Genomic DNA, 25,167 nt, shown 5'->3' with positions numbered 1-25,167 from the left:
TTGGGCGCCAGAACTAGTCAAACCACGGCCAGCCATTAGGCTTAGTGTTTACTGGGTGAGGTTATTTATTTTCCGGCGCGTCTAAATAACTGGCGCGAGCAGTTCTCTCTGCCGTTTTTCCGGCGAAATCATGGGGAAAAAACGAATAATCGTCACAAAGACAAGCGTAGCAGCTGCAATCCAGGGTGCTGGCAGCTGCATGGAGTCGACAAGCACGGAAGGAATGGCTCGGCACGGGCACAATTCCTCTGGAGAGCTTACGGGTAATCCTCTCCGCCGTTGGGGATTCGGCATCGGCAGATACGATTGAACGTCATCCGGCTCCCCTTCCAGGGACCGTATCTTTCGATGGCCAATTTGCCATAGCAGGAACACGACGGCTCAAACCGGCAGGCCCCTCTCAACCTTTGAGGGGCCATGGCTTGATACAGGCGTATGAGCGCCAGTAACAGCCGAATCATCACCGAGGCTTGCGGAAGGTAATGACGTAGTAGGTGCTGAAATCGGCTTTTTTTCCAAAAAGTGCTTCAAAGCAACCGGGCTTGATCTGAACCCCGACGCTGTCTACGCGGTAGAACTCCCAACCCTGCTCTGCGTATTGATTGGCGATCGACTCCAAATACACGGCGGCTTCAGTGCCTGAGTTCTTGACCTTTACTTCGATGTTGGGTGGAACCTGAACCATCTTGTATTGATACATCTGCCGTCCTTAGTCGCTGAGTGGCCTCATGCCACGCTCCGAGTCTACGGTAAGGCATGACCTTAATCGCAGCGCTGAAGCACTTTGCGATCCGTCCTACTTAAATTTCAGATCTCTGCACCCTTGATGCCTTTCCGCCACACACAACAAAAAGCCCCCTCATCAGGAGGGGGCTTGGGTCACGTCTCTGCTTGAAGCGTGAGGCTTAGCCGTTTGAGCAGCCGTTACCCATCACGCTGTATTGGAGGGTGTGACGCTGACCTTGATGGTCTTCGTAAGTCATTTGCACCGGAACAACACCACATGTGTCAGGGACTGAGTCCATGCTAATCACTTTAGCGACATCAAGTTCTGTGGCGTATGTGTACTGTTCAACGGCTGGGTTGTTGACGGCTTGCACTTCGCCAGCTGCTGCGATTGAGGAGAAGCCGACCAACGCAAGTACGATTAAACTTTTCATTTTATTTACAGGCCTTTAAATCAATCACAACTGACTGACTTCATTTGCCAACGTGGCGGAAGAAGTTGTTAAACCGTTTAGAGTTAGGTCTAACACGAAGTACCATGCCCTGTTTGTTTCGGTTACCAGGGAATGGGGTTAGTTTACAAGGGTGGGTATTTAGTTAAACCCAAAAGAACCATAATATTCTTTACCGAAACGGTAACAATCCCTGAGGCGGTGTTTTCCCAGGCGTTGCGCCGATCAGTCCGTGCCTTGGCCTGCGGGCTGCGGATGACCAGCAGCCGTTACCGAGGACGTACGCCTTATCGAGCACACAACAAAAAGCCCCCTCATAAGAGGGGGCTTGGGTCACATGTCGATCTGAAGCGTGAGGCTTAGCCGTTTGAGCAGCCGTTACCCATCACGCTGTATTCGAGGGTGTGACGCTGACCTTTGTGGTCTTCGTAAGTCATGTGCATCGGAACGACACCGCAGGTGTCCGGCACTGAATCCATGTGAATAACTTTAGCAATATCGAGATTCATAGAGTACGTGTACTGTTCAACAGCTGCGCTATTAACAGCTTGCACTTCGTCAGCCGCGGCGATTGTAGAGAAGCCGACCAACGCAAGTACGATTAAACTTTTCATGTTATTTACAGGCCTTTAAATCAATCACAACCGACTGACTTCACTTGCCGAGGAGGCGGAAGAAGTTGCTAGACCCTTTTAAAGTTAGGTCTAACACGAAGTACCATGCTCTGCTGAGTTCGTTTGCTAGGGCATGTGTGTAGTTTACAAGGATGGTTATATAGTTATACCCAAAAGAAGCATAATGTTCTTTACCGAAACGGTAACAATCCCTGGCGCGACGTCTTGGAGGCCGGAAAACCGGCCTCTGACCCCTGTCTTAAGGCAGCAAAACCACCTTATCCCCACTCCCCTTGTTAACCTCCTCGTACCGCGCCAGCCCCTCACTCAATGGCGACTCAAACAACCCGGTCGGCAAAGGCAATAATCCTTCATCAAAAAACCGCCCAAATTGATCCAGCATCCCGGCACACGCCTCTGTCCCGTAGAGCAATGAGTTGATGCCCACAACAGACCCACCTTTGCGATACAGCGCCAACGCGGGCAGATGCACGTGCCCATCCGCAGGCGCGGCGATGATGGCGATGCGGCCGAAGGGGGCCAGGGCAGTGACGGCGGCAGGAAGCCAGAAGCCAGTGGTGTCGAAGATGACGTCGGCGCCGCCGGTGAAAACTGCGTTGACGCTGGCGGCGAGGTCTTCGGGTGTGTCGAGCTGGATGGCGTTGAAGCCTCGGTCGTTGAGCGCTTTAACGTGCTCGGGGCGACGCACTGCGCCGAGCACGTGGGCACCACGGATTTTTGCCAGAGCCAGGGCGGCACTGCCGACTGCACCGTTGGCGCCGATCACCAACAGGCGCGTGTCAGCAGTCACCAGGCTCCGTTCCAGTGCATCCCACGCAGTGGTGAACGGGACGCCAAGGCTGGCAGCCTGGGCAAAGCTCAAGGCTTTGGGCTTGAGGGCGACGCCTTTGGCGGGCAGGGTCAAATACTCGGCATGCGAACCGTCGCGGATGAAGCCCGGTTCTTTACCCGTGCCCCAGACTTCCTGTCCGATCAGTGCCTGCGGACCTTCCACGACGATACCGGAGAAGTCCCGACCGGGGATGCGCGGCAGGGTGGTGTAGGGAAAGCGCCCGAGTACATTTTTCACGTCGCTGGGGTTGAGGCCGGCGGCTTTCACTTGGATCAGTACTTCGTCTTGAGCGGGGGTGGGTTTGGGCACGTCAATGTAGTGCAGGGCCGCGAGGTCGCCGGTTTTGGCAAATTGCAGGGCATTCATAAGGAACTCCATCTCTGGACGTCGCGTTGCGCTGTGCGGCTGAGCGACCGTGTTTTAGGTGTCCCGAGTGTAGGAGGAGGCGCAGGAAGCTGTCGGTCAACTGCTTCTGCTTTACTGCCAAACAACGTCAGACAATCACGCGGGCCGTCGTCAGGCCGCACGCTCGCCGACCGGGTACTGCGAAGGGCTCATGCCCAGTTCACGACGGAACATATCGCTGAAGCTGCTGGGCGAATAACCGAGATCGCGCGCGATGGTGCTGATCGGTACCCCCTGAATCAGCTCGGCGACCGCCGTTGCCAATTGCACCTGTCGCCGCCACTCAGCGAAGCCCATGCCCAGTGCAGCTTGAAACAGACGCGCCAGGGTACGCACGCTGGCGCCAGCATTTTCCGCGTGTTGCTCGAAGGACACATCCAGCGAGGGCGACGCCATCACCGCCTGGCACAGGTTGATCAGGCGCCGGTCGGAGCTATCGGGCAAGGGGATTTTCAGCACGGTGCGCTTGGCTCGCCTCAACTCCAGCAACGCAAGGTCTACGACCGCGTCGTAATAGTCCTGCCGCTGTTGATCCTGAGCCTGCTCCACCAGATTGAGGATCAGCTCACGCAGCAGCCGTCCGACTTCGATGACCTGCACTGTGCTTTCCAGCGTCACGGCAATCGCCGGGCGCAGGTAGATGTTGCGCATTTCCAGGTCCGACACCACCCGAATCCCATGCACCACGCCCGGCGGTAACCACACCGCACGTTGCGGCGGCACGACCAGCGCTTCGTGCGGGGTTTCAAGCCACATGACGCCGGACATGGCGTACAGCACCTGCCCCCAGACATGCTCGTGCGGCTCGATATACAGGCCACGCGGATACGTCCGCGCCAGGGGCTGCACGGGGACGGCGGTGTCACTGAGGTCGGGCGGAGCAGCGAGGGCCATTACGGTGACCGGGAGCGAGAAGATAGGCGCATGGTAACGAGCGTCATGGGTTGTCGCCATCAGTCCATGAGCCTGCCTCTATAGACGAAGGCGGTTGCGGCCTTGTATTTAATGTACCCCGCACACAAAAACTCCCCGATCGACCCGAGGCGTTTTTTATCAGCGCGTCACACGTTCAAGCATCAGAAAATGTTGATCGGGTAGTCGACGAAGATACGGGTTTCGTTACCTTCATCATTGTAGAAACTGGCGTTGTCCGAGACGCGCAAGAAGGAGTTGCGCAGGCGCACGGAGAGGTTTTTCGCCGGGCCAGTCTGTACGACGTATTGCAACTGGCTGAAGATTTCGCGTTCTTCGCCATTGCCGCGGCCGGAGCCGTCGTCGATGTGGTCGCCACGTACGTAGGCGACTTTATAGGTCAGGCCTGGCATCACGAGCGTGCCCAGGTTGACCCCGTAACCCAGTTGCCAGGAACGTTCGTCTTTGGCGTTGAAGTCAGACCAGTAGGAGTTGGCGAGGTAGATGGTGTTACCGCCATCACCCGTACCGCCCGCGTTGCGATAACCGCCGTATTTGTAGCCGGTATCGCCGGTGCTGCGCTGGTGAGCGAGGGTGAAGGAGTGGATACCGAGGGCGTAGGTCGCCGCCAGGCTCCAGATTTTGTTGTCGCGTGCATCGTTGACAGCGAAATCTTTGTCCAGCGTGGTCTTGTACCCGTTGAAGTCGAATGTCAGCGACTCGTCCTTCTGGAGTGCAAACACGTAGTTAAGGTTGAGGTATTGCTTCTTCAGTACATCTTCGTCGTTGGAGGCATAGAACGCTGCGCTGAAACTGTCTGTGAATTTGTAGCTACCTCCGTAGACGTCGATTTTCTTCAGATCGCCGCTGTCACGGCCTTCAGCGCTTTTACGCGACTCGGCGGTGAACCGGCCCAGATTCAGCTCAAGGCCTTCGATTTCCTTGGACGTGATCAGGGTGCCGGTGAAACTTTCGGGCAGCAGACGCACGTTGTCGTAGCTCAACACTGGCAGCGACGGCATTTGCTCGCCGTACTTGATCACGGTATTGGAGAAACGTACTTTGACGGCACCGCCGCCTTTGGCCAGGTCGTCAGCCGCTTCGCCGCTGCTGTCCTGCTTGAAAAAGTCGATACCCGCACGGCCGCTTTTGCCTTTACCGCCGTCCAGACGCACCGCGTACATCGCAAATGCATCGACGCCAAAGCCAACGGTGCCCTGGGTGAAGCCCGATGCGAAATCAGCGGTGACGGACTGACCCCATTCGGCCCTGTCCTGAACGCCGTTCTTGTAATCACGGCTGATGTAAGCGTTGCGCAAGAGCAGGTTGAGGCTGCTGTCCTCGACAAAACCTTTGGAATCCGCTTGTCCATCGGCCATTGCCTGAGTGGCGCACATGACGATCACGCCAATACGTACATTCAACATCTTGTTTTCCTTAATGCGAGTTGATCACGCGCTGTGGCCTTGGCCGGACAGGGGTTGCGGCCTTTGAGTCTGGTCAATCGGACCGACTCAGAAGGCCCGCACGAAATCATCGCAGTGGACTACTGATGCTACGTACATGGCGGGTAGCCACAGGCGGGCGCGAATCCTAGCCGTGGGTTACCGGGGTGTCAATTTTGAAAACTCAGCGGTCCAGAATCAGCATCAATGCGTCTAGCTCTGCGTCGCTGATCAATCCAACCGGGTAGCGAGCCTGCAACAACTGTCGTGAGTCTGGCTCCGGCGCCTGGGATCTTCTGGTTGTCCTTAACCAGTCCGCCATCAACTGGCGTGATTCGCTACTTGCAGACAAACTACGAGCAAAGGGCTGCTCAATACCTGCGTTCATGGGGGACAACCTCTTGAGTCTTGAGCGGCTAAATGTACCTGTGCTTTATGACAGCCCCGAGAAGGACAGTATGGGTCAGCGATTTGACGCCAATAAAAAGCCCATCAATTGATGGGCTTTAATAGCAAGAACAAGACCAACTCAGCCTTTGTGCGGGGCCGGTTGCTGCTGGGTCAGGCAGTGGATATTCCCGCCACCAAGCAACAGTTCGCGGCCTGGCACCATGACAACCTCATGTTCCGGGAACAGACGCTGCAAAATCTCACGCGCCGTTTCGTCGAGAGGGTCGTCAAAGCTAGGCGCAATAAGGCCTCCATTGACTATCAGGAAGTTAACGTAAGAGCCAGCCAGCCGCACCGTCGGGTTGCGCTCCTGACTGCCGTGCACCTGATCGACGCCTGCACACTCTTCTTCGGTGGCAAACAGCGGACCGGGAATGGGCATTTTATGCACAATAAACGGGCGACCCTTGGCGTCGTGCGCGTGTTCCAGGACGCGCATCGCCGCCTGGCAACGTGGATAGTTGGGGTCTTTTGGATCATCGGTCCACGCCAGTAACACTTCACCGGGGCGCACGTAGCAACAAAAGTTATCCACATGGCCGTCGGTTTCGTCGTTGTACAGGCCGTCCGGCAGCCAAATGATCTTCTCTACCGCCAGATGATCACGCAGCACCGCTTCGATCTCTTCGCGAGACAGATGCGCATTACGGTTGCGATTGAGCAGGCATTCTTCGGTGGTAATCAGTGTGCCTTCGCCGTCGACGTGAATCGAGCCGCCCTCAAGCACAAAGCCTTCGGTCACATAGCGTGGGCAACGTTCAATCTCCAGCACCTTGCTGGCCACCTGCTCGTCGAAGTTCCACGGCGCGTACAGACCGCCGTCGAAACCACCCCACGCGTTGAAGCCCCAGTCGACGCCGCGCACTTGGCCCTTGTCATTAATGACGAAGGTTGGCCCGGTATCGCGTATCCAGGCATCGTTGTTGCTGATCTCCACGACGCGAATGTTCGGCACATCGAGGCGCGCACGAGCGTTGTCGTATTGCGCGGCAGAAACACCCACGGTCACCGGTTCGAAACGCGCGATGGCTTTGGCCAGCGCGACATGGGCGCTCTGTACCGGCTTGCCGCCCAGGCGCCAGTTGTCCGGGCGCTCGGGCCAGATCATCCAAGTCTGGGTCTGCTGCGCCCATTCGGCAGGCATGTAGAAGCCATCGGCGCGTGGTGTGCTTTTCAGCGTGGTCATGGCGATCAGGACTCCAGGGAACCGTCGAGCGTTTTGATCGCGCCGTACAGGTTAGGACGACGATCACGGAAAGTGCCCCACGCGCTACGCGTGTGCTCAAGCTCGTCGAGGTCGAAGCTGTGAACCAGTACGCCTTCTTCGGTTTCGTTGAGCTCTGCGACTTTTTCGCCGAACTGGTTAGCAATAAACGACGAGCCGTAGAACGTGATGTCGTAGCCGTCCTGCTCTTCGTTACCGATACGGTTGCTGGCGATCAGCGGCATCAGGTTGGCGCCGGCATGGCCTTGTTGCACGCGCTGCCAGTGGTCGCGGGAGCTGATGGTCTTGTCATGCGGCTCGCTGCCGATGGCCGTTGGGTAGAACAGGATTTCCGCACCCAGCAACGCCATGCTGCGGGCGCATTCCGGGAACCACTGATCCCAACAGATACCCACGCCGATTTTCGCGTAACGGGTTTGCCAGACTTTGAAGCCGGTGTCGCCCGGGTTGAAGTAGTACTTCTCGTGATAGCCAGGGCCATCCGGGATGTGGCTTTTACGATAAATCCCGAGGTTGGTGCCGTCAGCGTCGATGATCACGATGCTGTTGAAGCGTGCACGCCCCGCCAGTTCGAAAAAGCTGATAGGCAGCACGACTTTCAGTTCTTTAGCGACTTTCTGGAAGTGCTTGATGGCGACGTTTTCTTCCATGGGCGTGGCCAACTGCAGATAGTCCGGGTTCGGCTTCTGGCAGAAATACGGGGTCTCGAACAATTCCTGAATCAGGATGATCTGCGCGCCTTTGGCAGCGGCTTCGCGCACCAGCTTTTCAGCGGTTTCGATGTTCGCTTCAAGATCCCAGGAACAGGCCATCTGGGTGGCGGCGACAGTAACGATACGGCTCATGGAAATCTCCTCCTGGGCAAATGCGGTGGGGCCCTCACCTTAGCAGAGGACCCGTGACAATCTTGGCAACTTTATAGACGATAAAAATCGGCTTTGGAAGGATGATTAGACGGAAAGCAAAAATAATCAGGCCTTTAAGTCGATAACAATCGATTATCAGGCCTGCTTTCCTTGCCTCACACTTCGCGAATGAATTCGAGTCAGCCGAGTTCGCCCAGCACCTTCGACACCGTATCCACAAAGAAATCCACACTCTGCCGGGTGGTGCACATCGGCGGCTTGATCTTGAGGATGTTCAAGTAGTCACCGGTGGGCTGCATGAAGATCCCTAACTCACGCAGTCGATCACACAGGTAGGCGGTTTCCTCAGTGGCAGGCTCCAGAGTTTCACGGTCGCGGATCAACTCCACGCCCAGATAGAAGCCGGAGCCATGCACCGCACCGACCAATGGATGTTTATCGATCAAGGCTTCCAGGCGTGCCTTGAAATGACCGCCTACCACTCGGGCGTTTTCCCACAGCTGTTCCTTGTCCATCACATCCAGTACGGCCAGGCCGACGCGGCAACTGACCGGACTACCGCCCGCAGATGAGAAGAAATAACCCTCGGCCTCCAGCGCTTCGGCAATTTCCCGACGGGTGATGACCGCACCCAATGGCTGGCCGTTGCCCATGCCCTTGGCCATGGTGATGATGTCCGGCACCACGCCCTGCTCTTCGAAGCCCCAGAAGTAATGGCCCAAACGGCCGTAACCCACTTGAACTTCGTCAGCGATGCACACCCCGCCCTGGGCGCGGACCTTGGCATATACCTGCTGCAGATAGCCTGGTGGCAACGAGATTCCGCCCGCGTTGCCGTACACCGGCTCACAGATGAAACCGGCGACCTGACGTTCCTGGCTGGCCAGCTCCGCCAGCGTGTGTTCGACGCTGCGTACGTAATCCGGCGCGCTGTCGCTGCCACGGAACTCACCGCGATAGGTATTCGGCGCTGTCACCGGGTGCACCCAATCAGGCCGGGTGCTCAAGGCTTGCGGATTGTCGGCAATCGAGGTGGAGATGGCATCGGTCGCCACTGACCAGCCGTGATACGCCTCCAGCACGCTGAGCATGTCGCGCCCGCCGCTGTAAGCCCAGGCAAGACGAATCGCCAGGTCATTGGCTTCGGTGCCGCTGTTGACCAGAAACACCCGGTCCATGGAGTCCGGCGCCAGCTCCAGCAATCGTTCGGAGAATTCGGCGATGGCCGCGTAATGAAAGCGCGAGTTGGTGTTGAGCAACGACCACTGGCGTGCGGATTCTTCGGCCATGCGCGGGTGCCCATGCCCCAATACCGCGACGTTGTTGAGCATGTCCAGATAAGACCGACCCTGCATATCAATCAGGTGATTGCGCCAGCCCCGCTCGATCTGCGGCGGGTCCTGATAATAGTGCTTCTGCGACCGGGCGAAGCTGGCATCGCGACGCGCCAGCAGCTTCGCTGAGTCTTCAATCGGCGGCGCATCGCAATCGAATCCCAGTAGCGCGGCGGGCGAAGGGCATACCACTTGCCAGGCTGGCGCCCACGAAGGCGTACTGAACAACGGCGGACTGATATCGGTCACGCGACACAGCTGGACGATCAAAGAGCCGCTGCTCTGACCAATCTCCTGACCTGCACGCACGGCACACCCTGAGTCCAGCGAAGAGGTCACGCCCCACACGCGCAGATTCATCTGCTCGCCGATCAACCACAGCGCAGCATCAGCGGTCAGACGCAACGTGCCGCCGAATGGCGCATGCAGCTCAGTGCCTGAAGGCACATGCAGTTCGACATGCAAAGCGCAGGTGTCAGGCTCTTTAGCGCTGTCGGGGACCGTGCGCGACAAGCGGTATTCACCATATCGGGTCGAGGCCAGTCCGCTTTTGATGCCCGCTTCGAACAACAGCTGTTCATCAATACCGCGCTTCTCCCAATTGCCGGCGGCGAAGTGCGTACTGAGCACACCCAGGTCGACAGGGGTGAATTCGCGACCACTCAGGCTGGGCAGCAGGGGCAAGAACGATTCAGCGCGGGTCTCTGGCTGAGCCAGCCCGACGCTGGCCAGAATCGCCGCCTCCATCAATTCGAGAGGCACCGAAGTGGCCACATCGAAGATACCCCACTCGCTCTGCAAATTGGCCTGGATGTAAGTGTTGTGCGGTTCGATGCTGGCCTGCTGCTCGCTGCTGAGCACCAGAATCGCGGCCCGCGCGACGATCAATGGCCACAGCGCCTGCAACTCTTCGGGTTGCAACGGGTTGATGGCCTGATACGCCTGAATCGCCGGCAGGATGTACAGCGGATTGCCATCGGCATGGTGCAACAGCGCCGCGCACGTCACTGACAGGTCGGCAACTCGCCAGGTAGTGACCAAGTCCCCGAAATCAATCAAGCCCTGCAACTGCCATTGGCGCTGCTGATCGCGTACCCAGACCACGTTATATTCGGTGATATCCAGGTGAATCGCCTGCACCGGCAGCTTCGCCACCAGCGGTCGTAAGCGGTGCGCCGCCTGCTCGGCGGCGTGTGCGAGCAAGGCGCGCTCTTCAGCGTTATTGATGACCGGTAATAGATGCCTGATCAACGCATCGGCATGCCGCGGGTCCCACTGCAGCGTTCGCTCCAGCCCCGCGTGCTGAAAACTCGCCAGCGCCAGGTCGACCTGAGCGCACAGTTCACCCAATCCCACCACCACGTCGCGGCTCAGGTGGGGCAAATGGGCTAACGACTGACCGTCGATGAACTCAAGCAACCGCGCCTGCACCGTCCGACCGCCGATCTCCAGCGAAAGCAATTCCTCACCGTTGCTGGCCGCCATCACCCGAGGCACACGCAACCCCGGCTCCGCCCCTAAATGCCCCAACGCCGCGTGCTGTGCCTGAAGCTCGCGCAACGAATAATCACCGTGGCAAATCTTCAAGACATAGCGCCCCTGAGCGCTGTCGAGCAAATAGTTACGATCCTGCTGGCTACCCAACTCCTTGAGCGTGCCGCTCAACCCGTAATGCTGCTCAAGCAATAGCAACGCCTGCTCGGCGCTGACTTCCGGGCACGGCAGACTGGAACGATGAATCAACGTGGCGAGCGACATGACGACCTCAACGGTTCTTGTTAGCGGCCTATATCGCCAGTTGGCTGGGCGATGTGCAAGGGGTGTGTTCAGGAAAAACCACAATAAGGAAGAAATGAACGGCTTCTATGAACGGCAGAGAGGACGCAGTGGGCGCATGCTCATTGGGGATCAATACGGTATCTACAGGATCGCGGGCGCGCGGACGACCTTCTGCGTTTTTTTTGCCGCACTTAACGCACGGGAAAACTCAAAAAATTTAGGTGTTTATGGTCACCAACTTCGGTCGCGACAGTTTTATGGCGCGCAACCTGCTCCTCATGTGTTTTTTTCATGGCTTTGTAGCGTTTTCTCGATCAATCGCTCTTGCACCTGCCCTCTCCTGCCGACAAGCTATGTCTCATCCGCTTAACGTCCATCCAAGGAAGAAGGCAAACTCATGCGAATCCTCGTTACAGGCGGTGCCGGCTTTATCGGTTCGGCGCTGATCCGTCACCTGATCCAGAACACCGATCACGAAGTCCTCAATTACGACAAACTGACCTACGCCGGCAATCTGGAGTCGCTGCAAAGCATTGCGACCAACACCCGCTATGAGTTTGTGCAGGCCGATATCGTTGATCAGGCCGCTGTCAGCGCTGTGCTGGCACGCTTCGAGCCCCACGCGATTATGCATTTGGCTGCTGAGTCCCACGTTGACCGTTCTATTGATGGTCCGGCGGAATTCATTCAGACCAACATCGTCGGCACCTACAGCCTGCTTGAGGCCACACGCGCCTACTGGAGCAAGCTGCCTGAAGCAGAACGTGCGGCGTTCCGCTTCCACCATATTTCTACAGACGAGGTGTACGGCGACCTGCACGGCGTCGATGACCTGTTCACCGAAACCACGCCTTACGCGCCAAGCTCGCCGTATTCGGCCAGCAAAGCGGCGTCCGATCACCTGGTTCGGGCCTGGCACCGCACCTATGGCCTGCCGGTTGTCGTCACTAACTGCTCCAATAACTACGGGCCGTTCCACTTCCCGGAGAAGCTCATCCCGCTGGTGATCCTCAACGCCTTGGCGGGTAAACCGCTACCGGTGTATGGCAATGGCCTGCAAGTACGCGACTGGCTGTATGTCGAAGATCACGCCCGGGCGCTGCTTAAAGTGGTAACCGAGGGTGTTGTCGGCGAGACGTACAACATCGGCGGGCACAATGAGCAAAAGAATATCGATGTGGTGCGCGGCATCTGCGCGCTACTTGAAGAACTGGCGCCTGAGCATCCGCCGGGTGTAGCGAATTTCGCTGATCTGATCACCTACGTAACCGATCGCCCAGGCCACGATATGCGCTATGCCATCGACGCCAGCAAGATCGAGCGCGAGCTGGGCTGGACCCCTGAAGAAACATTCGAATCGGGTCTGCGCAAAACCGTGCAGTGGTATTTGGATAACCTAGACTGGTGCCGTAGGGTCCAGGACGGCAGCTACCAAGGCGAACGACTGGGATTCACTGACCTTAAGGATTTGATCGCATGATGAAAGGCATCGTTCTGGCTGGCGGTTCGGGCACGCGTCTGCACCCCATCACCCTTGGTGTTTCCAAACAATTGCTGCCGGTCTATGACAAACCGATGATCTATTACCCGATCTCGGTCCTGATGCTGGCCGGCATCCGTGAAATCCTGGTTATTTCCACCCCGCAGGACTTGCCGCAATATCGCAACCTGCTGGGTGATGGCAGCCAGTTTGGCGTGCATTTTCACTACAAGGAACAGCCCACTCCGGACGGCCTGGCCCAGGCGTTTCTGATCGGCGAAGAATTCATCGGCGATGACCCGGTGTGCCTGATTCTGGGCGACAACATTTTCCACGGACAGCATTTCAGCGAGCAGTTGCAAAGTGCCGCCGAGCACCCCAAAGGCGCGACGGTCTTCGGTTATTGGGTCAAGGATCCAGAGCGTTTTGGCGTGATTGATTTCGATGAGAGTGGCCGTGCGCTGTCCATCGAAGAAAAGCCGAAAAAGCCGAAATCCAGCTACGCCGTGACCGGTCTGTATTTCTACGACAATGACGTTATCGAGATCGCCAAAGCGGTGAAGCCTTCGCCCCGTGGCGAGCTGGAGATTACCGACGTCAACAACGCCTATCTGGAACGCGGCGATCTGCGGGTCGAGCGCTTCGGTCGGGGTTTTGCCTGGCTTGATACCGGCACCCACGACAGTCTGCTGGAAGCGTCGCAGTACGTTCAGACCATTGAGCATCGTCAGGGCCTGAAAGTGGCTTGCCTGGAAGAGATCGCGTTCCAAAACGGCTGGATCGACCGCGAGCACCTGCTCAACCGCGCAGATGCATTTGGCAAGACCGGCTATGGCCAATACCTGTTCAAGCTTGCCGGGGAATATCAATAATGAAGGTGGTGCCGACTGAACTGCCTGGGGTCCTGATCCTGGAACCCAAAGTATTTGGCGACGAGCGCGGGTTTTTCTATGAAAGCTTCAATGCGCGCGACTTTAAACAAGACACTGGCATAGAAGCGGACTTCGTTCAGGACAACCACTCACGCTCGCAAAAGGGCGTGTTGCGGGGCCTGCATTACCAACTGGAACACACCCAAGGCAAATTGGTTCGGGTCACGGCGGGAGAAGTGCTGGATGTCGCGGTGGATATTCGCCGCAGCTCACCGACCTTCGGTCGCTGGGCCAGCATCCGGCTTTCTGCCGAAAACAATCGTCAGTTGTGGATTCCGCAAGGCTTTGCTCACGGGTTCCTGGTGCTCAGCGACTACGCCGAATTCCTCTACAAGACCACCGACTACTATCAGCCTCGTGCCGAGCGCTGCATTCGCTGGAATGACCCGGACCTGGCAATTGACTGGCAGCTCACCGACATCCCGAAACTGTCGGAGAAGGATCAAAACGGCAGAAGCCTGAATGAGGCTGAGCTGTTCTCATGACCCAGTCCTCCACTCCACCACTGAAGATATTGATCAGTGGACAGCATGGTCAGGTGTCACGCGAGTTGCAGAAAAGCCTGGCTGATCTCGGCGAACTGCACGTGCTGGGGCGCGATCAACTGGACCTTGGCCAGCCCGAGGCCATTCGTGACCACGTGCGCGCACTACGTCCAGACCTGATCATTAATGCGGCAGCGCACACCGCAGTCGATCAGGCTGAAAACGAACCCGAGCTGGCCTTCGCGATCAATGCCACGGCACCGGGTATTTTCGCTGAAGAAGCTGATCGGCTGGGCATCCCCCTGATTCACTACTCCACCGATTACGTGTTCGACGGCAAAAAAGACTCGGCCTATACCGAGCAGGATCTGCCGAACCCGCTGGGTGTGTATGGTCGTAGCAAACTGGCGGGCGAACAGGCGATTGCGGCGGTGGGGGGCAAACACCTGATCCTGCGCACCAGCTGGGTTTACTCCCTGCACGGGCGTAACTTCCTGCTGACCATGCAACGCCTGCTGCAAGAGCGGGCAGAATTGCGCATCGTCTCGGACCAGATCGGCGCACCCACCTGGGCCGGCACCATCGCCCACAGCACGCGCTTGCTGATCGAACACTGGCGCGACGGACAGGCTGGCGCCTGGGGTACGTATCACCTGACCGCCAGCGGCGAGACGTCGTGGTTCGGTTTTGCTCAGGCCATTGGTGAGCAACTGATCAAACAAGGCAAGCCCTGTGCGACGCTGGAAGCGATTCCGTCCAGCGCCTACCCGACTCCCGCCGAACGCCCGCTGAACTCACGCCTCGATTGCAGTCTTCTGCAGCGTGAATGGCAGGTGCAGCAGCCTGATTGGCATCACGCGTTGCTGGAGTGCTTAGCCGGTCAGCAGTAGGCATAATGGGTCGATCAGCTTCTGCCCGGAGGGCGTAGGCACTGACGTGTCTGAGAGCGGCGTCACGCGGAGTACCTGGGACACCGCTTTCGCAGACACGTCAGTGCCTACAAATAATCCGTGTCAGGCGAACATCATCTGGCGCATTTCTATGATCACGACGTCCACCGTTGCCCGACGCCCCCGCTGGCGCAGCCTTGCGTTGCTGGCGCTTTGTCTTGCGCCGCTGTTGTGGCCACTGCAGCATCTGGCCGAGCGTTATTACGGCAACGAGCTGGTCAGCCAGAACCGCCAGACGCTTGATCTCTACGTCGCCAACCTGCTCGGCACCCTGCATCGCTATGAAGTATTACCACAAATTCTCGGCGATCTTCCAGCCCTGCGCGCGGTGTTGGCGAATCCCCAGCAAAAGGTCACTCTGGAAGACGCCAACCGGTTACTCAAGGATATTTGCGAACAGACCGGGGCAGAGGTGATGTACCTGATGGACCCCAGCGGCAATACGCTGGCAGCGTCCAACTGGGACCAGCGCGACAGTTTCGTGGGGCGCAACTTCGCCTTTCGCCCTTACTTCAGTGAAGCCATGGCCGGCGGCCTGGGGCGCTTTTTCGGCTTGGGCACGACTTCGGCCAAACGCGGTTACTTCTTTGCCGGTGCCGTGCACGATGGCGACAAGGTGATTGGGGTGCTGGTGGTCAAGGTCGATCTGGACCGCACCGAGACCTTGTGGGGCAAAACCCCAGAGCAATTGCTGCTGACCGATCACAATGGCGTGGTGATCCTGACCTCAAACCCGGAATGGCGCTTTCGCGCAACCCGTCCGCTGAGCCAGGAAGAACAGCAAGCGATCAACGCCATCCAGCCCTATCCGACCCGGAACCCAAAACCGTTGCACCTCGACGAAAAGGCCTGGTTGACGCAAACCCAGCAGATCGACGAGACCGGCTGGGCCGTGAGTATCCTTGCCCCACGTGGGCTGATCGACCGACCGGTGCGTACCGCCGTCGCTGTCGGCGGCGCGACCCTGTTGGTGCTGATGCTGCTGCTGGGCCTGATGATGCAACGCCGGCGCCATTATCTGGACCGCATTGCCTTCGAAGCCAAGGCCCGTCGCGAGCTGGAAATGCGCGTAATCGAACGTACCGCCGACCTGGAAGGCCTGAACAGTCGACTCAAGCAAGAAGTACTGGAGCGCGAGCAGGCGCAGCAGGAACTCGTCCGCGCACAAGACGAACTGGTGCAGGCCGGTAAACTCTCGGCACTGGGGACCATGTCTGCCAGCATTAGCCATGAACTCAATCAACCGCTGGCGGCGATCCGCAGCTATGCGGAAAACGCCGAAGTGCTGCTCGATCACGAACGCACCGAGGACGCTCGCGGCAATCTCAAGCTGATCAGCGAACTCACCGGACGCATGGCCTCGATCATTGCCCATCTGCGCGCGTTTGCCCGACGTGATCGGCATGCGCCGGAAAGTGTCGCCCTGCAACCGGCGCTCGACGATGCCTTGGCGCTGCTGTCCAAACGTCGTCGGGCAATGGAAGTTGAACTGATCCGCGACATGCCGGACGCGACACTCTGGGTCCAGGCCGGTGAAACCCGCTTGCGTCAGGTACTCGGTAACTTGTTGGCCAATGCCCTTGATGCGCTCACCGAAAAAGGTCCGCCACGCAAACTCTGGCTGAGTGCCGAACAGACTCCCGAAGGCGTCAATCTGTATATCCGCGATAACGGCCCGGGTTTTTCCAAAGAAGCTCTGGCCCGTGCCCGCGAGCCGTTCTTCACCACCAAGACCCGCACCCAGGGTTTGGGCCTCGGCCTGGCGATTTGCGATACGCTGATGCGCGCGCTGGGCGGAGAGTTACTGCTCGCCAATCATCCCGACGGCGGCGCCCTGCTGACCCTGCACCTGCAGGCCGGGGCGGCCGGGGTCAATCTTCAACCGCCAGAGGATCTATCTGCATGAGTACGGACCACGCCATCGACAGCCGGATTCAGGTGGTGCTGATCGACGACGACCCGCATCTGCGAGGCGCCCTCAGCCAGACCCTGGACCTTGCCGGCTTGCACGTTCTGGCGTTGGCCGACGCCAAGGGCCTGGCGAGTCGCATTGAGCGCGACTGGCCTGGCGTGGTGGTGAGTGATATCCGCATGCCCGGCATCGACGGGCTCGAACTGCTCGCACAACTGCATACTCAGGACCCGGAACTGCCCGTGCTGCTGATGACCGGTCATGGCGACGTGCCGTTGGCGGTGCAAGCCATGCGCGCCGGCGCCTATGATTTCCTGGAGAAGCCGTTCTCCAGCGACGCCATGCTCGACAGCGTGCGCCGCGCGCTTGATCTGCGCAGCCTGGTGCTGGACAACCGCAGCCTGCGCCTGGCCTTGAGTGATCGGACCCAATTGAGTACGCGCCTGGTCGGTCAGTCCGCGCCAATGTTGCGTCTACGTGAACAGATCGGTGCCTTGGCCGCGACCAAGGCCGACGTGCTGATACTCGGTGAAACCGGCACTGGCAAAGAAGTGGTTGCCCGCGCCTTGCACGACCTGTCCAACCGCCGTGCCGGGCCTTTTGTCGCGATCAACGCAGGGGCACTGGCCGAGTCCGTCGTCGAAAGCGAGCTGTTCGGGCATGAGCCGGGCGCGTTCACTGGCGCGCAAAAACGCCGGATCGGCAAGTTCGAATTCGCCAACGGCGGTACGCTGTTTCTCGACGAAATCGAGAGCATGAGCCTGGAGGTGCAGGTCAAATTGCTGCGCTTGCTGCAAGAGCGCGTGGTCGAGCGCTTGGGTGGCAATCAGCAGATTCCACTGGATATCAGGGTGATCGCCGCGACCAAGGAAGACCTGCGTCAGTCTGCCGATCAAGGACGCTTCCGCGCTGACTTGTATTACCGGTTGAACGTCGCACCGCTGAAAATTCCACCGCTGCGCGAGCGTGGCGAAGACGCGTTGATGCTGTTCCAGCACTTTGCCGACTCAGCCAGCACCCGCCACGGATTGCCCAAACACGAACTGCAACCGGGCCAACGCGCCTTGCTGTTGCGGCACACCTGGCCGGGCAATGTGCGCGAACTGCAGAACGTCGCAGAACGCTTTGCCCTTGGCCTGGAACTGGCCCTTGAAGGCAATGAAGTCCCTAATATGCCAACCACCGGAGGCGGGCTCAGCGAGCAGGTTGAAAGCTTCGAACGATCCTTGATCGCGGCAGAGCTGACCCGGCCTCACAGTTCCGTGCGCAGCCTCGCCGAAGCCTTGGGGCTGCCACGCAAAACCCTGCACGACAAGTTGCGCAAACACGGCCTGAGCTTTGGTGACAGCAGCGGCAGCGCTGCCGATGAGCTCGATTGATAAATAGGAGCCCGCATGAATAACGACAGCCACCATTTGCAGAAGGTGCTGCATCACGACATCCCTCTGACCCGCGAGATGGGCCTCAAGGTGCTCAGCTGGCAAGGGCAACAGCTGCGTCTGCATTTGCCCCTGGCCCCCAACACCAATCACAAAAACACCATGTTCGGCGGTAGCCTGTACAGCGCGGCCGTGCTGGCGGGTTGGGGCTGGCTGCATTTGCGCCTGCGCGAAGAGGGAATCGAAGACGGGCATATTGTGATTCAGGAAGGGCAGATCAGCTATCCGCTACCGGTCACCGCCGACGCCATCGCCACGTGCGAGGCGCCAGAGGATGCCGCCTGGGAAAAATTTCTAAGCACGTACCGCCGTTATGGACGCGCCCGCTTGACCTTGCCGACGCACATTTTCAATCAGGGCAGTGACGACGCGGCAGTACGTTTCAGCGGGCAGTTTGTGTTGCATCGTTAAGCCCTATAGCTCGGATTTGGCCAGCGCCAACAGCTTGCTGCGCCACGGCGCGTTCGCCGGCAACGCGAGAAACGAGGTGTTGAGCAGCGACTCGCGCGACGGGTAGCTGAACGTCTCGCCTGCCAGATCGAGCACTTCGCCGCCTGCGCCTTCGAGTACCCCTTGAGCCGCAGCGGTGTCCCACTGCGAGGTCGGCGCCAGACGCGGATAACAATCGGCGGCCCCTTCGGCCAGCAGGCAGAACTTCAGTGAGCTGCCGACGCTGGTCAGTTGCAAATCACCCAGACTCTCGGACAATCCCGCCAACAAGCGTTCCTGTGCCGGGCTGGTGTGACGACGGCTGGCGACCACGGTAAACGCTTGGCCGGGTGCTGGCGCCGTTCGCACGCGGATCGGCGCAGCATGCGCCTCATCATCACTGCGCCACGCGCCCAACCCCGCACCGCCGAAGTAGCAGCGATTATTGGTGGGCATCGAGACCACGCCAAACACCACGCGCCCCTGTTCGATCAGGGCGATGTTGACGGTGAATTCTTCGCTGCCGGAAATGAATTCCTTGGTGCCGTCCAGCGGATCGACCAGCCACCAGCGCTCCCAAGTGGAGCGCTCACTGAGGGGAATGTCGGCATCTTCTTCAGACAGCACATGAATATCAGGCGCCAGCGCCTGCAAACCCGCGACCAATAGATGATGCGCCGCTATATCCGCGGCGGTGACGGGCGACGCATCGGTCTTGGTGACGACGGACACATTTGCGCGCCAATACGGCAGGATCACTTCGCCTGCACGTCTGGCCAGCTCAATCACGGGCGCCAACAACGGATGCGGCAGATGAGCGAACGCTTGGGTCATGGCTCGAATACTCCACGCTGGGTCAATAAGTCGCGGACCAGATACAGCGCCGCCAAGGCACGGCCCTCGCTGAACTGTGGGTGTTGAATCAGGCTGGACAGTTCACGCAGATTGACCTTGTCGACGCGCATCGGCTCTGGCTCGTCGCCCGGCAGGCTCTCTTCATACAAATCAGTGGCCAACACCACCTGAATCTTCTGGCTCATGTAACCGGGCGACAGGGACAGCTCGGTCAAATGCTCAAGCTGATGAGCGCCAAACCCGGCTTCCTCCTTAAGCTCACGATTGGCAGCGGCCAGGATGTCTTCGCCCGGTTCGATCAGGCCCTTGGGCAAAGACAACTCGTACTCGTCGGTCCCCCCGCAGTACTCCTCGATCAATACCGCGTGGTCGGCATCGAGCATCGCGACGATCATCACTGCGCCATAACCAACGCCTCTACTCACCAGACGCTCGTACGTGCGCTCGACGCCGTTGGCAAAACGTAACTGCAACGCTTCGACACGGAACAGATGGCTACTGGCGACGATTTCGCGGGCGAGGATGGTGGGTTTCTGTCGCATGGCAAGCTCCTTGGCGTGGACGGAGTACTATACCGTGGCTTTCCCGATTGTCTGTGTCGGATATGCTGACGTGGCTCATTCACCGCCCGAGAGACCTGAATGCCTTCTTTACCCTGGCGCGACATTGATACCGTTCTGCTCGATATGGACGGCACCCTGCTCGACTTGCATTACGACAACCATTTCTGGATGGAGCACCTGCCACAGCGCTACGCCGAACTGCACGGGGTCAGCCGGGCCATGGCCGAACTGGAAATGGCCCCGCTGTTCGAAAAGAATGCTGGCACGCTCAACTGGTACTGCCTGGACTTCTGGAGCGCCGAGCTGAAGCTACCGCTGCGCGAGCTGAAACTGGAAACTGCGCACCTGATCTCCCTGCGTCCGGATGCCGAAACGTTTTTGATGGCAATCAAGCAGGCCGGCAAACGCGTGATCATGATCACCAACGCCCACCGCGACTCGCTGTCATTAAAGATGGAGCGGGTGCAACTGGCGCCCTACTTCGAACGCATGATCAGCTCCCACGACTACGGGTTCGCCAAAGAGAACGCGCAGTTCTGGGCTGCGTTGCACGCCGACATCGCCTTCGAGCCAGGTCGCAGCCTGTTCATCGATGACACCCTGCCGATCCTGCGCAGCGCCCGAACATTCGGAATCGCCCATCTGCTGGCCGTCAGCGAACCCGACAGCCGCAAGGGCCCGAAGAACACCGAAGAGTTTGCCGCGGTAGCGGATTATCGGACGTTGATTGCGGGGCTTTAGCTGCGCGGACACTGTAGGAGCGGGCTTGCCCACGATGGCGTTTTACCTGACACACCGCATCAACCTGATCGCAGGCAAGCCAGCTACAGGACGAACTGCCTGCATAACGCCCCGGAGCGAAGATGGACATCAAACAGCTTAAATTCCTCATCGCCCTCGACGAGACCCGGCACTTCGGCCAAGCGGCGGCGCGCTGCCACATTACCCAGCCGACCCTGTCGATGCGCCTGCGCAGCCTGGAAGAAGAGCTGGAGTTGCCGCTGGTCAATCGTGGTCAGCGCTTCGAAAGTTTTACCGCGCCGGGTGAACGGGTATTGGCCTGGGCGCGGACGGTACTCGCCGCCTATGACGGCTTGTACGCCGAAGCGGCAGCGTGCCGGGGGCATCTGGTCGGTACGTTGCGCCTGGGCGTGGTGCCGCTGTCGAGTTTCGATCCACTGCCACTGATGCAACGCCTGCATCAGTTGCACCCCAACCTGCGCTTCGAACTGTCGGCGCTCAGCTCCGAGCAGATTCTGGAGCAGTTGGCGAGCAATCAGCTGGATCTGGGCGTGTCGTATCTGGACCGGCTCGACGGTGAGCGCTTTGATTCTCTGGCACTGGCAAAAACACGCATGGGCCTGCTTTACGATCACCGTCACTTCAGCTTCGGTGAAGATCCACTCAGCTGGGAAAGCCTGATCGAGCTGCCCCTCGGCCTACTGACCAGCGGCATGCACTTTCGTCAATCCATCGACCACAATTTCCACAGTCGGGGCCTGAACCCCCTGCCCTTGTTGCAAACCGACGCGGTCCATCAGTTGCTGCAAGCGGTGCATGGCGGTTTCTGTTGCGCGATCATGCCACTTGATGGCGGTCTGGAGACCCTGACCGAGCACCTGCGCCTGCACCCTATCGCGGAGGCCAAAACCCTGGCCCGGCTGGGTTTGATCATGCGTCGTAGCGCGCCGCACTCTGCCCTGGCCGAAGCATGCTTCGCGGCCTACCAGAAAATCATCGAAGCATCTTGATCGACGTCATCTATCAAGGCATCAGCACTAGCGATTAGACGTTATCCGACGACAGGCCTAGGCTAAAGGCAAATAACCTGCCGGTACGATCCCATGCCCGCCAAGCGCACGGTCAGCACGGCGCCCGCGTCCGCCGCAAGCCACGCCTACAGCTACTCAAACCTTGAACGCGAAGCCTCGGGGAGCACGGCGCTGGCCGAAGAGGTGGCGCTGGCCATTGCCTACAATGGCATCAGCCAAGCGGTGATGCTGGTCAGCCCGACCGATCTCGAAGACTTCATCGTCGGCTTCAGCCTGGGCAGCGGCATCATTGCCTCTCCCGACGAAATCTACGACCTGAAGCTCAGCGGCTCGGGTTCTGCGCAGCACGCGCAGGTGGAGATCGCCAGCCGCGCCTTCTGGAACCTCAAACAGCAGCGTCGCCAACTGGCCGGGACCAGTGGCTGTGGCCTGTGCGGTGTGGAAGCGGTCGAGCAAGCGTTACCCGAACTCGATGTATTGCCGGGCGCGCCATTGCCGCCTGCGATCTGGCTGGAAGGGCTGCGCCAACGCATCAGCGCATTCCAGCCACTGGGCCAGCATTGCGGCGCGGTACATGCCGCGCTGTTCATGGACAGCACGGGAGAGCTGCTGCTGGGCCGCGAAGACATCGGCCGGCATAACGCCCTCGACAAACTGATCGGTGCGTTGATCCGCCAGAACATTCCATTGACTGGCGGGATTGCCATCGTCACCAGCCGTTGCAGCCTGGAACTGATCCAGAAAGTACTGCGCGCCCGCATTCAGACGCTGGTCAGCCTGTCCTCGCCCACCGGCCTGGCCCTGCAATGGGCACGCCGACACAACCTCAATTTAATCCACCTGCCGCAACACAGTGCGCCGCGGGTCTATAGCCCTGCGATGGAGAATCAAGCGTGAGCATTCGTCACCAAGCCGACAAAACCCCGACGCCCCGCTACAAACCGTACAGAGGCGCGGCGGGCGGCTGGGGCGCACTGGTCAGTGTTACGCAGGCTTGGCTGAGCAGTGATAACGCACTGAAGAACCTGCGCATGATGCTCAAGACTAACCAGAACGGCGGCTTCGACTGCCCAGGCTGCGCGTGGGGCGATTCGCCGGAAAGCGGCATCGTGAAGTTCTGCGAGAACGGCGCCAAGGCGGTCAACTGGGAAGCCACCAAGCGCCGTGTCGATGCCTCGTTCTTCGCCCGCTACAGCGTCAGCGCCCTGCGTGAGCAAAGCGACTACTGGCTCGAGTACCAGGGTCGCCTGACCGAGCCGATGAGCTACAACGCTGAAACCGATCGTTACACGCCAATCAGTTGGGACGACGCGTTCGCCCTGATTGGCAAGCATCTGCGTAACCTGCCAAGCCCAAACATGGCCGAGTTCTATACCTCGGGCCGGGCCAGCAATGAAGCCGCCTACCTGTATCAGCTGTTCGTACGCGCCTACGGCACCAACAATTTCCCCGACTGCTCGAACATGTGCCACGAGGCCAGCGGTGTCGCCCTGGCGCAAAGCGTTGGCGTCGGCAAAGGCACGGTAACCTTCGATGACTTCGAACACGCCGATGCGATTTTCGTTCTCGGCCAAAACCCCGGCACCAACCACCCGCGCATGCTCGAACCGCTGCGTGAAGCCGTCAAACGCGGCGCGCAAGTGGTGTGCGTCAACCCGCTCAAAGAACGCGGCCTGGAACGCTTCCAGCATCCGCAGCACCCGCTGGAAATGCTCACCAACGGCTCGGAGCCGACCAACACTGCGTACTTCCGCCCGGCATTGGGTGGCGACATGGCGCTGTTGCGCGGCATGGCCAAGTACCTGTTGCAATGGGAACGCGAGGCTCAGGCCAACAACGCACCGTCGGTCTTCGATCACGCCTTCCTAAACGAACACACCGACGGCGTGCTTGATTACCTGGCGACCGTCGATGACACCTCGTGGGAAGAGATCATTGAGCAGTCCGGCTTGCCCCTTGCCGATATCGAGCACGCGGCGAAGATGTACTGCAAAGGTCAGAAAGTCATCATGTGCTGGGCGATGGGCATCACTCAGCATCGCCATTCGGTGCCGACCATTCAGGAAATTGCCAACCTGATGCTCCTGCGCGGCAACATCGGCAAGCCCGGCGCAGGCCTGTGCCCAGTGCGTGGTCACAGTAACGTGCAGGGCGACCGGACCATGGGCATCAATGAGCGCCCACCTGCGTTATTCCTTGATGCGCTGGAAAAACGCTTCCAGTTCAAAGCCCCACGCGCATCGGGTCATAACGTGGTGGAAGCTATCCACTCAATGCTCGCGGGCAAATCAAGGGTCTTTATCGGCCTGGGTGGCAACTTCGCCCAAGCCACACCAGACAGCACACGCACCGTTGAAGCCTTGAACAACTGCGACCTGACGGTGCAGATCAGCACCAAGCTCAACCGCAGCCACCTGACTCACGGCGCACACGCACTGATCCTGCCATGCTTCGGCCGGACCGATATTGATATCCAGTCCGAAGGCCCACAAGCGGTGACGGTGGAAGACTCGTTCAGCATGGTTCATGCGTCCAATGGCCAACTGCAGCCCCTGTCCAGACAGATGCGTTCGGAGCCGGCAATCATCGCCGGTATCGCTGCCGCGACCCTGGGCACGCAACCCGTGGACTGGTTGTGGCTGACTGCGGATTACAGCCGTATTCGCGACCTGATTGCTGACACCATCCCCGGTTTCAAGGACTTCAATGAGCGCCTGAAAAATCCGGGGGGCTTCTATCTCGGCAATGCAGCCAGTAAACGCCGCTGGAACACACCCACCGCCCGAGCCAACTTCAAGGCCAACGTCCTGCCGCTGGACCTGGTGCATGAGAACGTACGCTCTACCGGCCAGACTCCCGACCTGATCATGCAGTCCATGCGCTCGCACGATCAGTACAACACCACTATTTATGGGCTGGACGACCGTTATCGCGGGGTCAAAGGTCAGCGGGATGTGTTGTTCGTCAACGAAGCAGACATTATCCGCCTGGGCTTCAAGCCGGGGCAGAAGGCGGACCTGGTGTCGATCTGGGACGATGGTCGCGAGCGCCGCGTAAAAGGCTTCACCCTGCTGGCATTCGATATTCCCGCCGGACAAGCAGCCGCTTATTACCCGGAAGTGAACCCGTTAGTGCCACTCGAAAGCGTGGGTGACGGCAGCCATACACCAACGTCAAAGTTCATCGCTATCCGCCTGGAAACAGCAAGTGACGACGGACGGATTATGTAAACTGACAAGGAACAATGGCATACAGCGACTAACGGCATGTATGCCAAGTAAGCTCAGAG

The 25,167-nt window shown here is 59.0% G+C and carries 24 protein-coding genes; 11 read left to right on the top strand and 13 right to left on the bottom strand.

Annotated elements, in window-relative coordinates; all coding sequences use genetic code 11:
* Window positions 1–257 precede the first annotated feature (257 nt).
* From yidD to RHM55_RS16040, 11 genes are all read right to left on the bottom strand, one after another.
* Window positions 258–419 (bottom strand): membrane protein insertion efficiency factor YidD, encoded by a 162-nt coding sequence (yidD, locus tag RHM55_RS16090; protein ID WP_322182980.1) that lies wholly within the window; start codon window positions 417–419, stop codon window positions 258–260.
* Between the two features lie 41 nt (window positions 420–460).
* Window positions 461–700: a DUF4177 domain-containing protein gene (locus RHM55_RS16085; RefSeq protein ID WP_322177314.1), complete on the bottom strand. Its 240-nt coding sequence runs from the start codon at window positions 698–700 to the stop codon at window positions 461–463.
* A gap of 205 nt (window positions 701–905) precedes the next feature.
* Window positions 906–1,160 (bottom strand): DUF2790 domain-containing protein, encoded by a 255-nt coding sequence (locus tag RHM55_RS16080; protein WP_322177313.1) that lies wholly within the window; start codon window positions 1,158–1,160, stop codon window positions 906–908.
* Between the two features lie 377 nt (window positions 1,161–1,537).
* Entirely contained in the window at window positions 1,538–1,792 is a 255-nt protein-coding gene (locus RHM55_RS16075) for a DUF2790 domain-containing protein (RefSeq protein WP_322177312.1), read from the bottom strand.
* A 259-nt stretch (window positions 1,793–2,051) separates the two neighbouring features.
* Entirely contained in the window at window positions 2,052–3,011 is a 960-nt protein-coding gene (locus RHM55_RS16070; protein WP_322177311.1) for a zinc-binding alcohol dehydrogenase family protein, read from the bottom strand.
* A gap of 150 nt (window positions 3,012–3,161) precedes the next feature.
* A complete protein-coding gene (locus RHM55_RS16065; protein ID WP_322182978.1) occupies window positions 3,162–3,944 on the bottom strand; it encodes a helix-turn-helix transcriptional regulator in 783 nt (260 codons plus the stop codon).
* Between the two features lie 182 nt (window positions 3,945–4,126).
* On the bottom strand, window positions 4,127–5,389 hold the full coding sequence (locus tag RHM55_RS16060) for an OprD family porin (protein ID WP_322177310.1): 1,263 nt from the start codon (window positions 5,387–5,389) through the stop codon (window positions 4,127–4,129).
* Window positions 5,390–5,591: 202 nt separating this feature from the next.
* On the bottom strand, window positions 5,592–5,795 hold the full coding sequence (locus RHM55_RS16055; protein WP_322177309.1) for a hypothetical protein: 204 nt from the start codon (window positions 5,793–5,795) through the stop codon (window positions 5,592–5,594).
* A 141-nt stretch (window positions 5,796–5,936) separates the two neighbouring features.
* Window positions 5,937–7,043 (bottom strand): agmatine deiminase, encoded by a 1,107-nt coding sequence (gene aguA, locus RHM55_RS16050; RefSeq protein WP_322177308.1) that lies wholly within the window; start codon window positions 7,041–7,043, stop codon window positions 5,937–5,939.
* A 5-nt stretch (window positions 7,044–7,048) separates the two neighbouring features.
* Window positions 7,049–7,927, bottom strand: coding sequence for an N-carbamoylputrescine amidase (gene aguB, locus RHM55_RS16045; RefSeq protein ID WP_322177307.1), 879 nt, complete (start codon window positions 7,925–7,927; stop codon window positions 7,049–7,051).
* A gap of 200 nt (window positions 7,928–8,127) precedes the next feature.
* Entirely contained in the window at window positions 8,128–11,040 is a 2,913-nt protein-coding gene (locus tag RHM55_RS16040; protein ID WP_322177306.1) for an aminotransferase, read from the bottom strand.
* A gap of 418 nt (window positions 11,041–11,458) precedes the next feature.
* Between RHM55_RS16040 and rfbB the strand changes: the two genes are divergently transcribed.
* The 7 genes from rfbB to RHM55_RS16005 all read left to right on the top strand — a co-directional run bounded on the left by rfbB (window position 11,459) and on the right by RHM55_RS16005 (window position 18,670).
* The gene (rfbB, locus tag RHM55_RS16035) at window positions 11,459–12,541 is read left to right on the top strand and encodes a dTDP-glucose 4,6-dehydratase (RefSeq protein ID WP_322177305.1); all 1,083 of its coding nucleotides are present in this window, start codon (window positions 11,459–11,461) and stop codon (window positions 12,539–12,541) included.
* Window positions 12,538–13,413 (top strand): glucose-1-phosphate thymidylyltransferase RfbA, encoded by an 876-nt coding sequence (rfbA, locus tag RHM55_RS16030; protein ID WP_219063769.1) that lies wholly within the window; start codon window positions 12,538–12,540, stop codon window positions 13,411–13,413. Before rfbB ends, rfbA begins: the two co-directional genes overlap by 4 nt.
* On the top strand, window positions 13,413–13,958 hold the full coding sequence (gene rfbC / locus RHM55_RS16025; protein ID WP_322177304.1) for a dTDP-4-dehydrorhamnose 3,5-epimerase: 546 nt from the start codon (window positions 13,413–13,415) through the stop codon (window positions 13,956–13,958). Before rfbA ends, rfbC begins: the two co-directional genes overlap by 1 nt.
* A complete protein-coding gene (rfbD, locus tag RHM55_RS16020) occupies window positions 13,955–14,848 on the top strand; it encodes a dTDP-4-dehydrorhamnose reductase (protein ID WP_322177303.1) in 894 nt (297 codons plus the stop codon). The genes rfbC and rfbD overlap by 4 nt, the downstream gene beginning before the upstream one ends.
* Window positions 14,849–14,999: 151 nt before the next feature.
* Window positions 15,000–16,814, top strand: coding sequence for a sensor histidine kinase (locus RHM55_RS16015; RefSeq protein ID WP_322177302.1), 1,815 nt, complete (start codon window positions 15,000–15,002; stop codon window positions 16,812–16,814).
* Window positions 16,811–18,199 carry a sigma-54 dependent transcriptional regulator gene (locus RHM55_RS16010; protein WP_322177301.1) on the top strand — a complete coding sequence of 463 codons (1,389 nt, stop codon included), beginning with the start codon at window positions 16,811–16,813 and terminating at the stop codon, window positions 18,197–18,199. The genes RHM55_RS16015 and RHM55_RS16010 overlap by 4 nt, the downstream gene beginning before the upstream one ends.
* Before the next feature lie 15 nt (window positions 18,200–18,214).
* Window positions 18,215–18,670 carry a thioesterase domain-containing protein gene (locus RHM55_RS16005; RefSeq protein ID WP_322177300.1) on the top strand — a complete coding sequence of 152 codons (456 nt, stop codon included), beginning with the start codon at window positions 18,215–18,217 and terminating at the stop codon, window positions 18,668–18,670.
* A gap of 3 nt (window positions 18,671–18,673) precedes the next feature.
* On the opposite strand, the gene cysQ is transcribed toward RHM55_RS16005, so the two are convergent.
* Together cysQ and nudE are read right to left on the bottom strand one after the other, a co-directional pair.
* The gene (gene cysQ / locus RHM55_RS16000; RefSeq protein WP_322177299.1) at window positions 18,674–19,522 is read right to left on the bottom strand and encodes a 3'(2'),5'-bisphosphate nucleotidase CysQ; all 849 of its coding nucleotides are present in this window, start codon (window positions 19,520–19,522) and stop codon (window positions 18,674–18,676) included.
* Entirely contained in the window at window positions 19,519–20,085 is a 567-nt protein-coding gene (gene nudE, locus RHM55_RS15995; protein WP_322177298.1) for an ADP compounds hydrolase NudE, read from the bottom strand. The genes cysQ and nudE overlap by 4 nt, the downstream gene beginning before the upstream one ends.
* 99 nt (window positions 20,086–20,184) lie before the next feature.
* Between nudE and yrfG the strand changes: the two genes are divergently transcribed.
* The 4 genes from yrfG (at window position 20,185) to RHM55_RS15975 (ending at window position 25,108) form a co-directional block, all read left to right on the top strand.
* Window positions 20,185–20,847, top strand: coding sequence for a GMP/IMP nucleotidase (yrfG, locus tag RHM55_RS15990; protein WP_322177297.1), 663 nt, complete (start codon window positions 20,185–20,187; stop codon window positions 20,845–20,847).
* A gap of 122 nt (window positions 20,848–20,969) precedes the next feature.
* A complete protein-coding gene (locus RHM55_RS15985) occupies window positions 20,970–21,857 on the top strand; it encodes a LysR family transcriptional regulator (RefSeq protein ID WP_322177296.1) in 888 nt (295 codons plus the stop codon).
* A gap of 93 nt (window positions 21,858–21,950) precedes the next feature.
* Window positions 21,951–22,775, top strand: a complete 825-nt coding sequence (gene fdhD / locus RHM55_RS15980) for a formate dehydrogenase accessory sulfurtransferase FdhD (protein WP_322177295.1) — start codon at window positions 21,951–21,953, stop codon at window positions 22,773–22,775.
* Entirely contained in the window at window positions 22,772–25,108 is a 2,337-nt protein-coding gene (locus RHM55_RS15975; RefSeq protein ID WP_322177294.1) for an FdhF/YdeP family oxidoreductase, read from the top strand. Before fdhD ends, RHM55_RS15975 begins: the two co-directional genes overlap by 4 nt.
* Window positions 25,109–25,167 lie beyond the last annotated feature (59 nt).

It is taken from the genome of Pseudomonas sp. MH9.2, assembly GCF_034353875.1.
GTDB lineage: Bacteria > Pseudomonadota > Gammaproteobacteria > Pseudomonadales > Pseudomonadaceae > Aquipseudomonas.
Note: the sequence above shows the minus strand (reverse complement) of the source record. Positions and strands in the feature narration are given on the sequence as shown.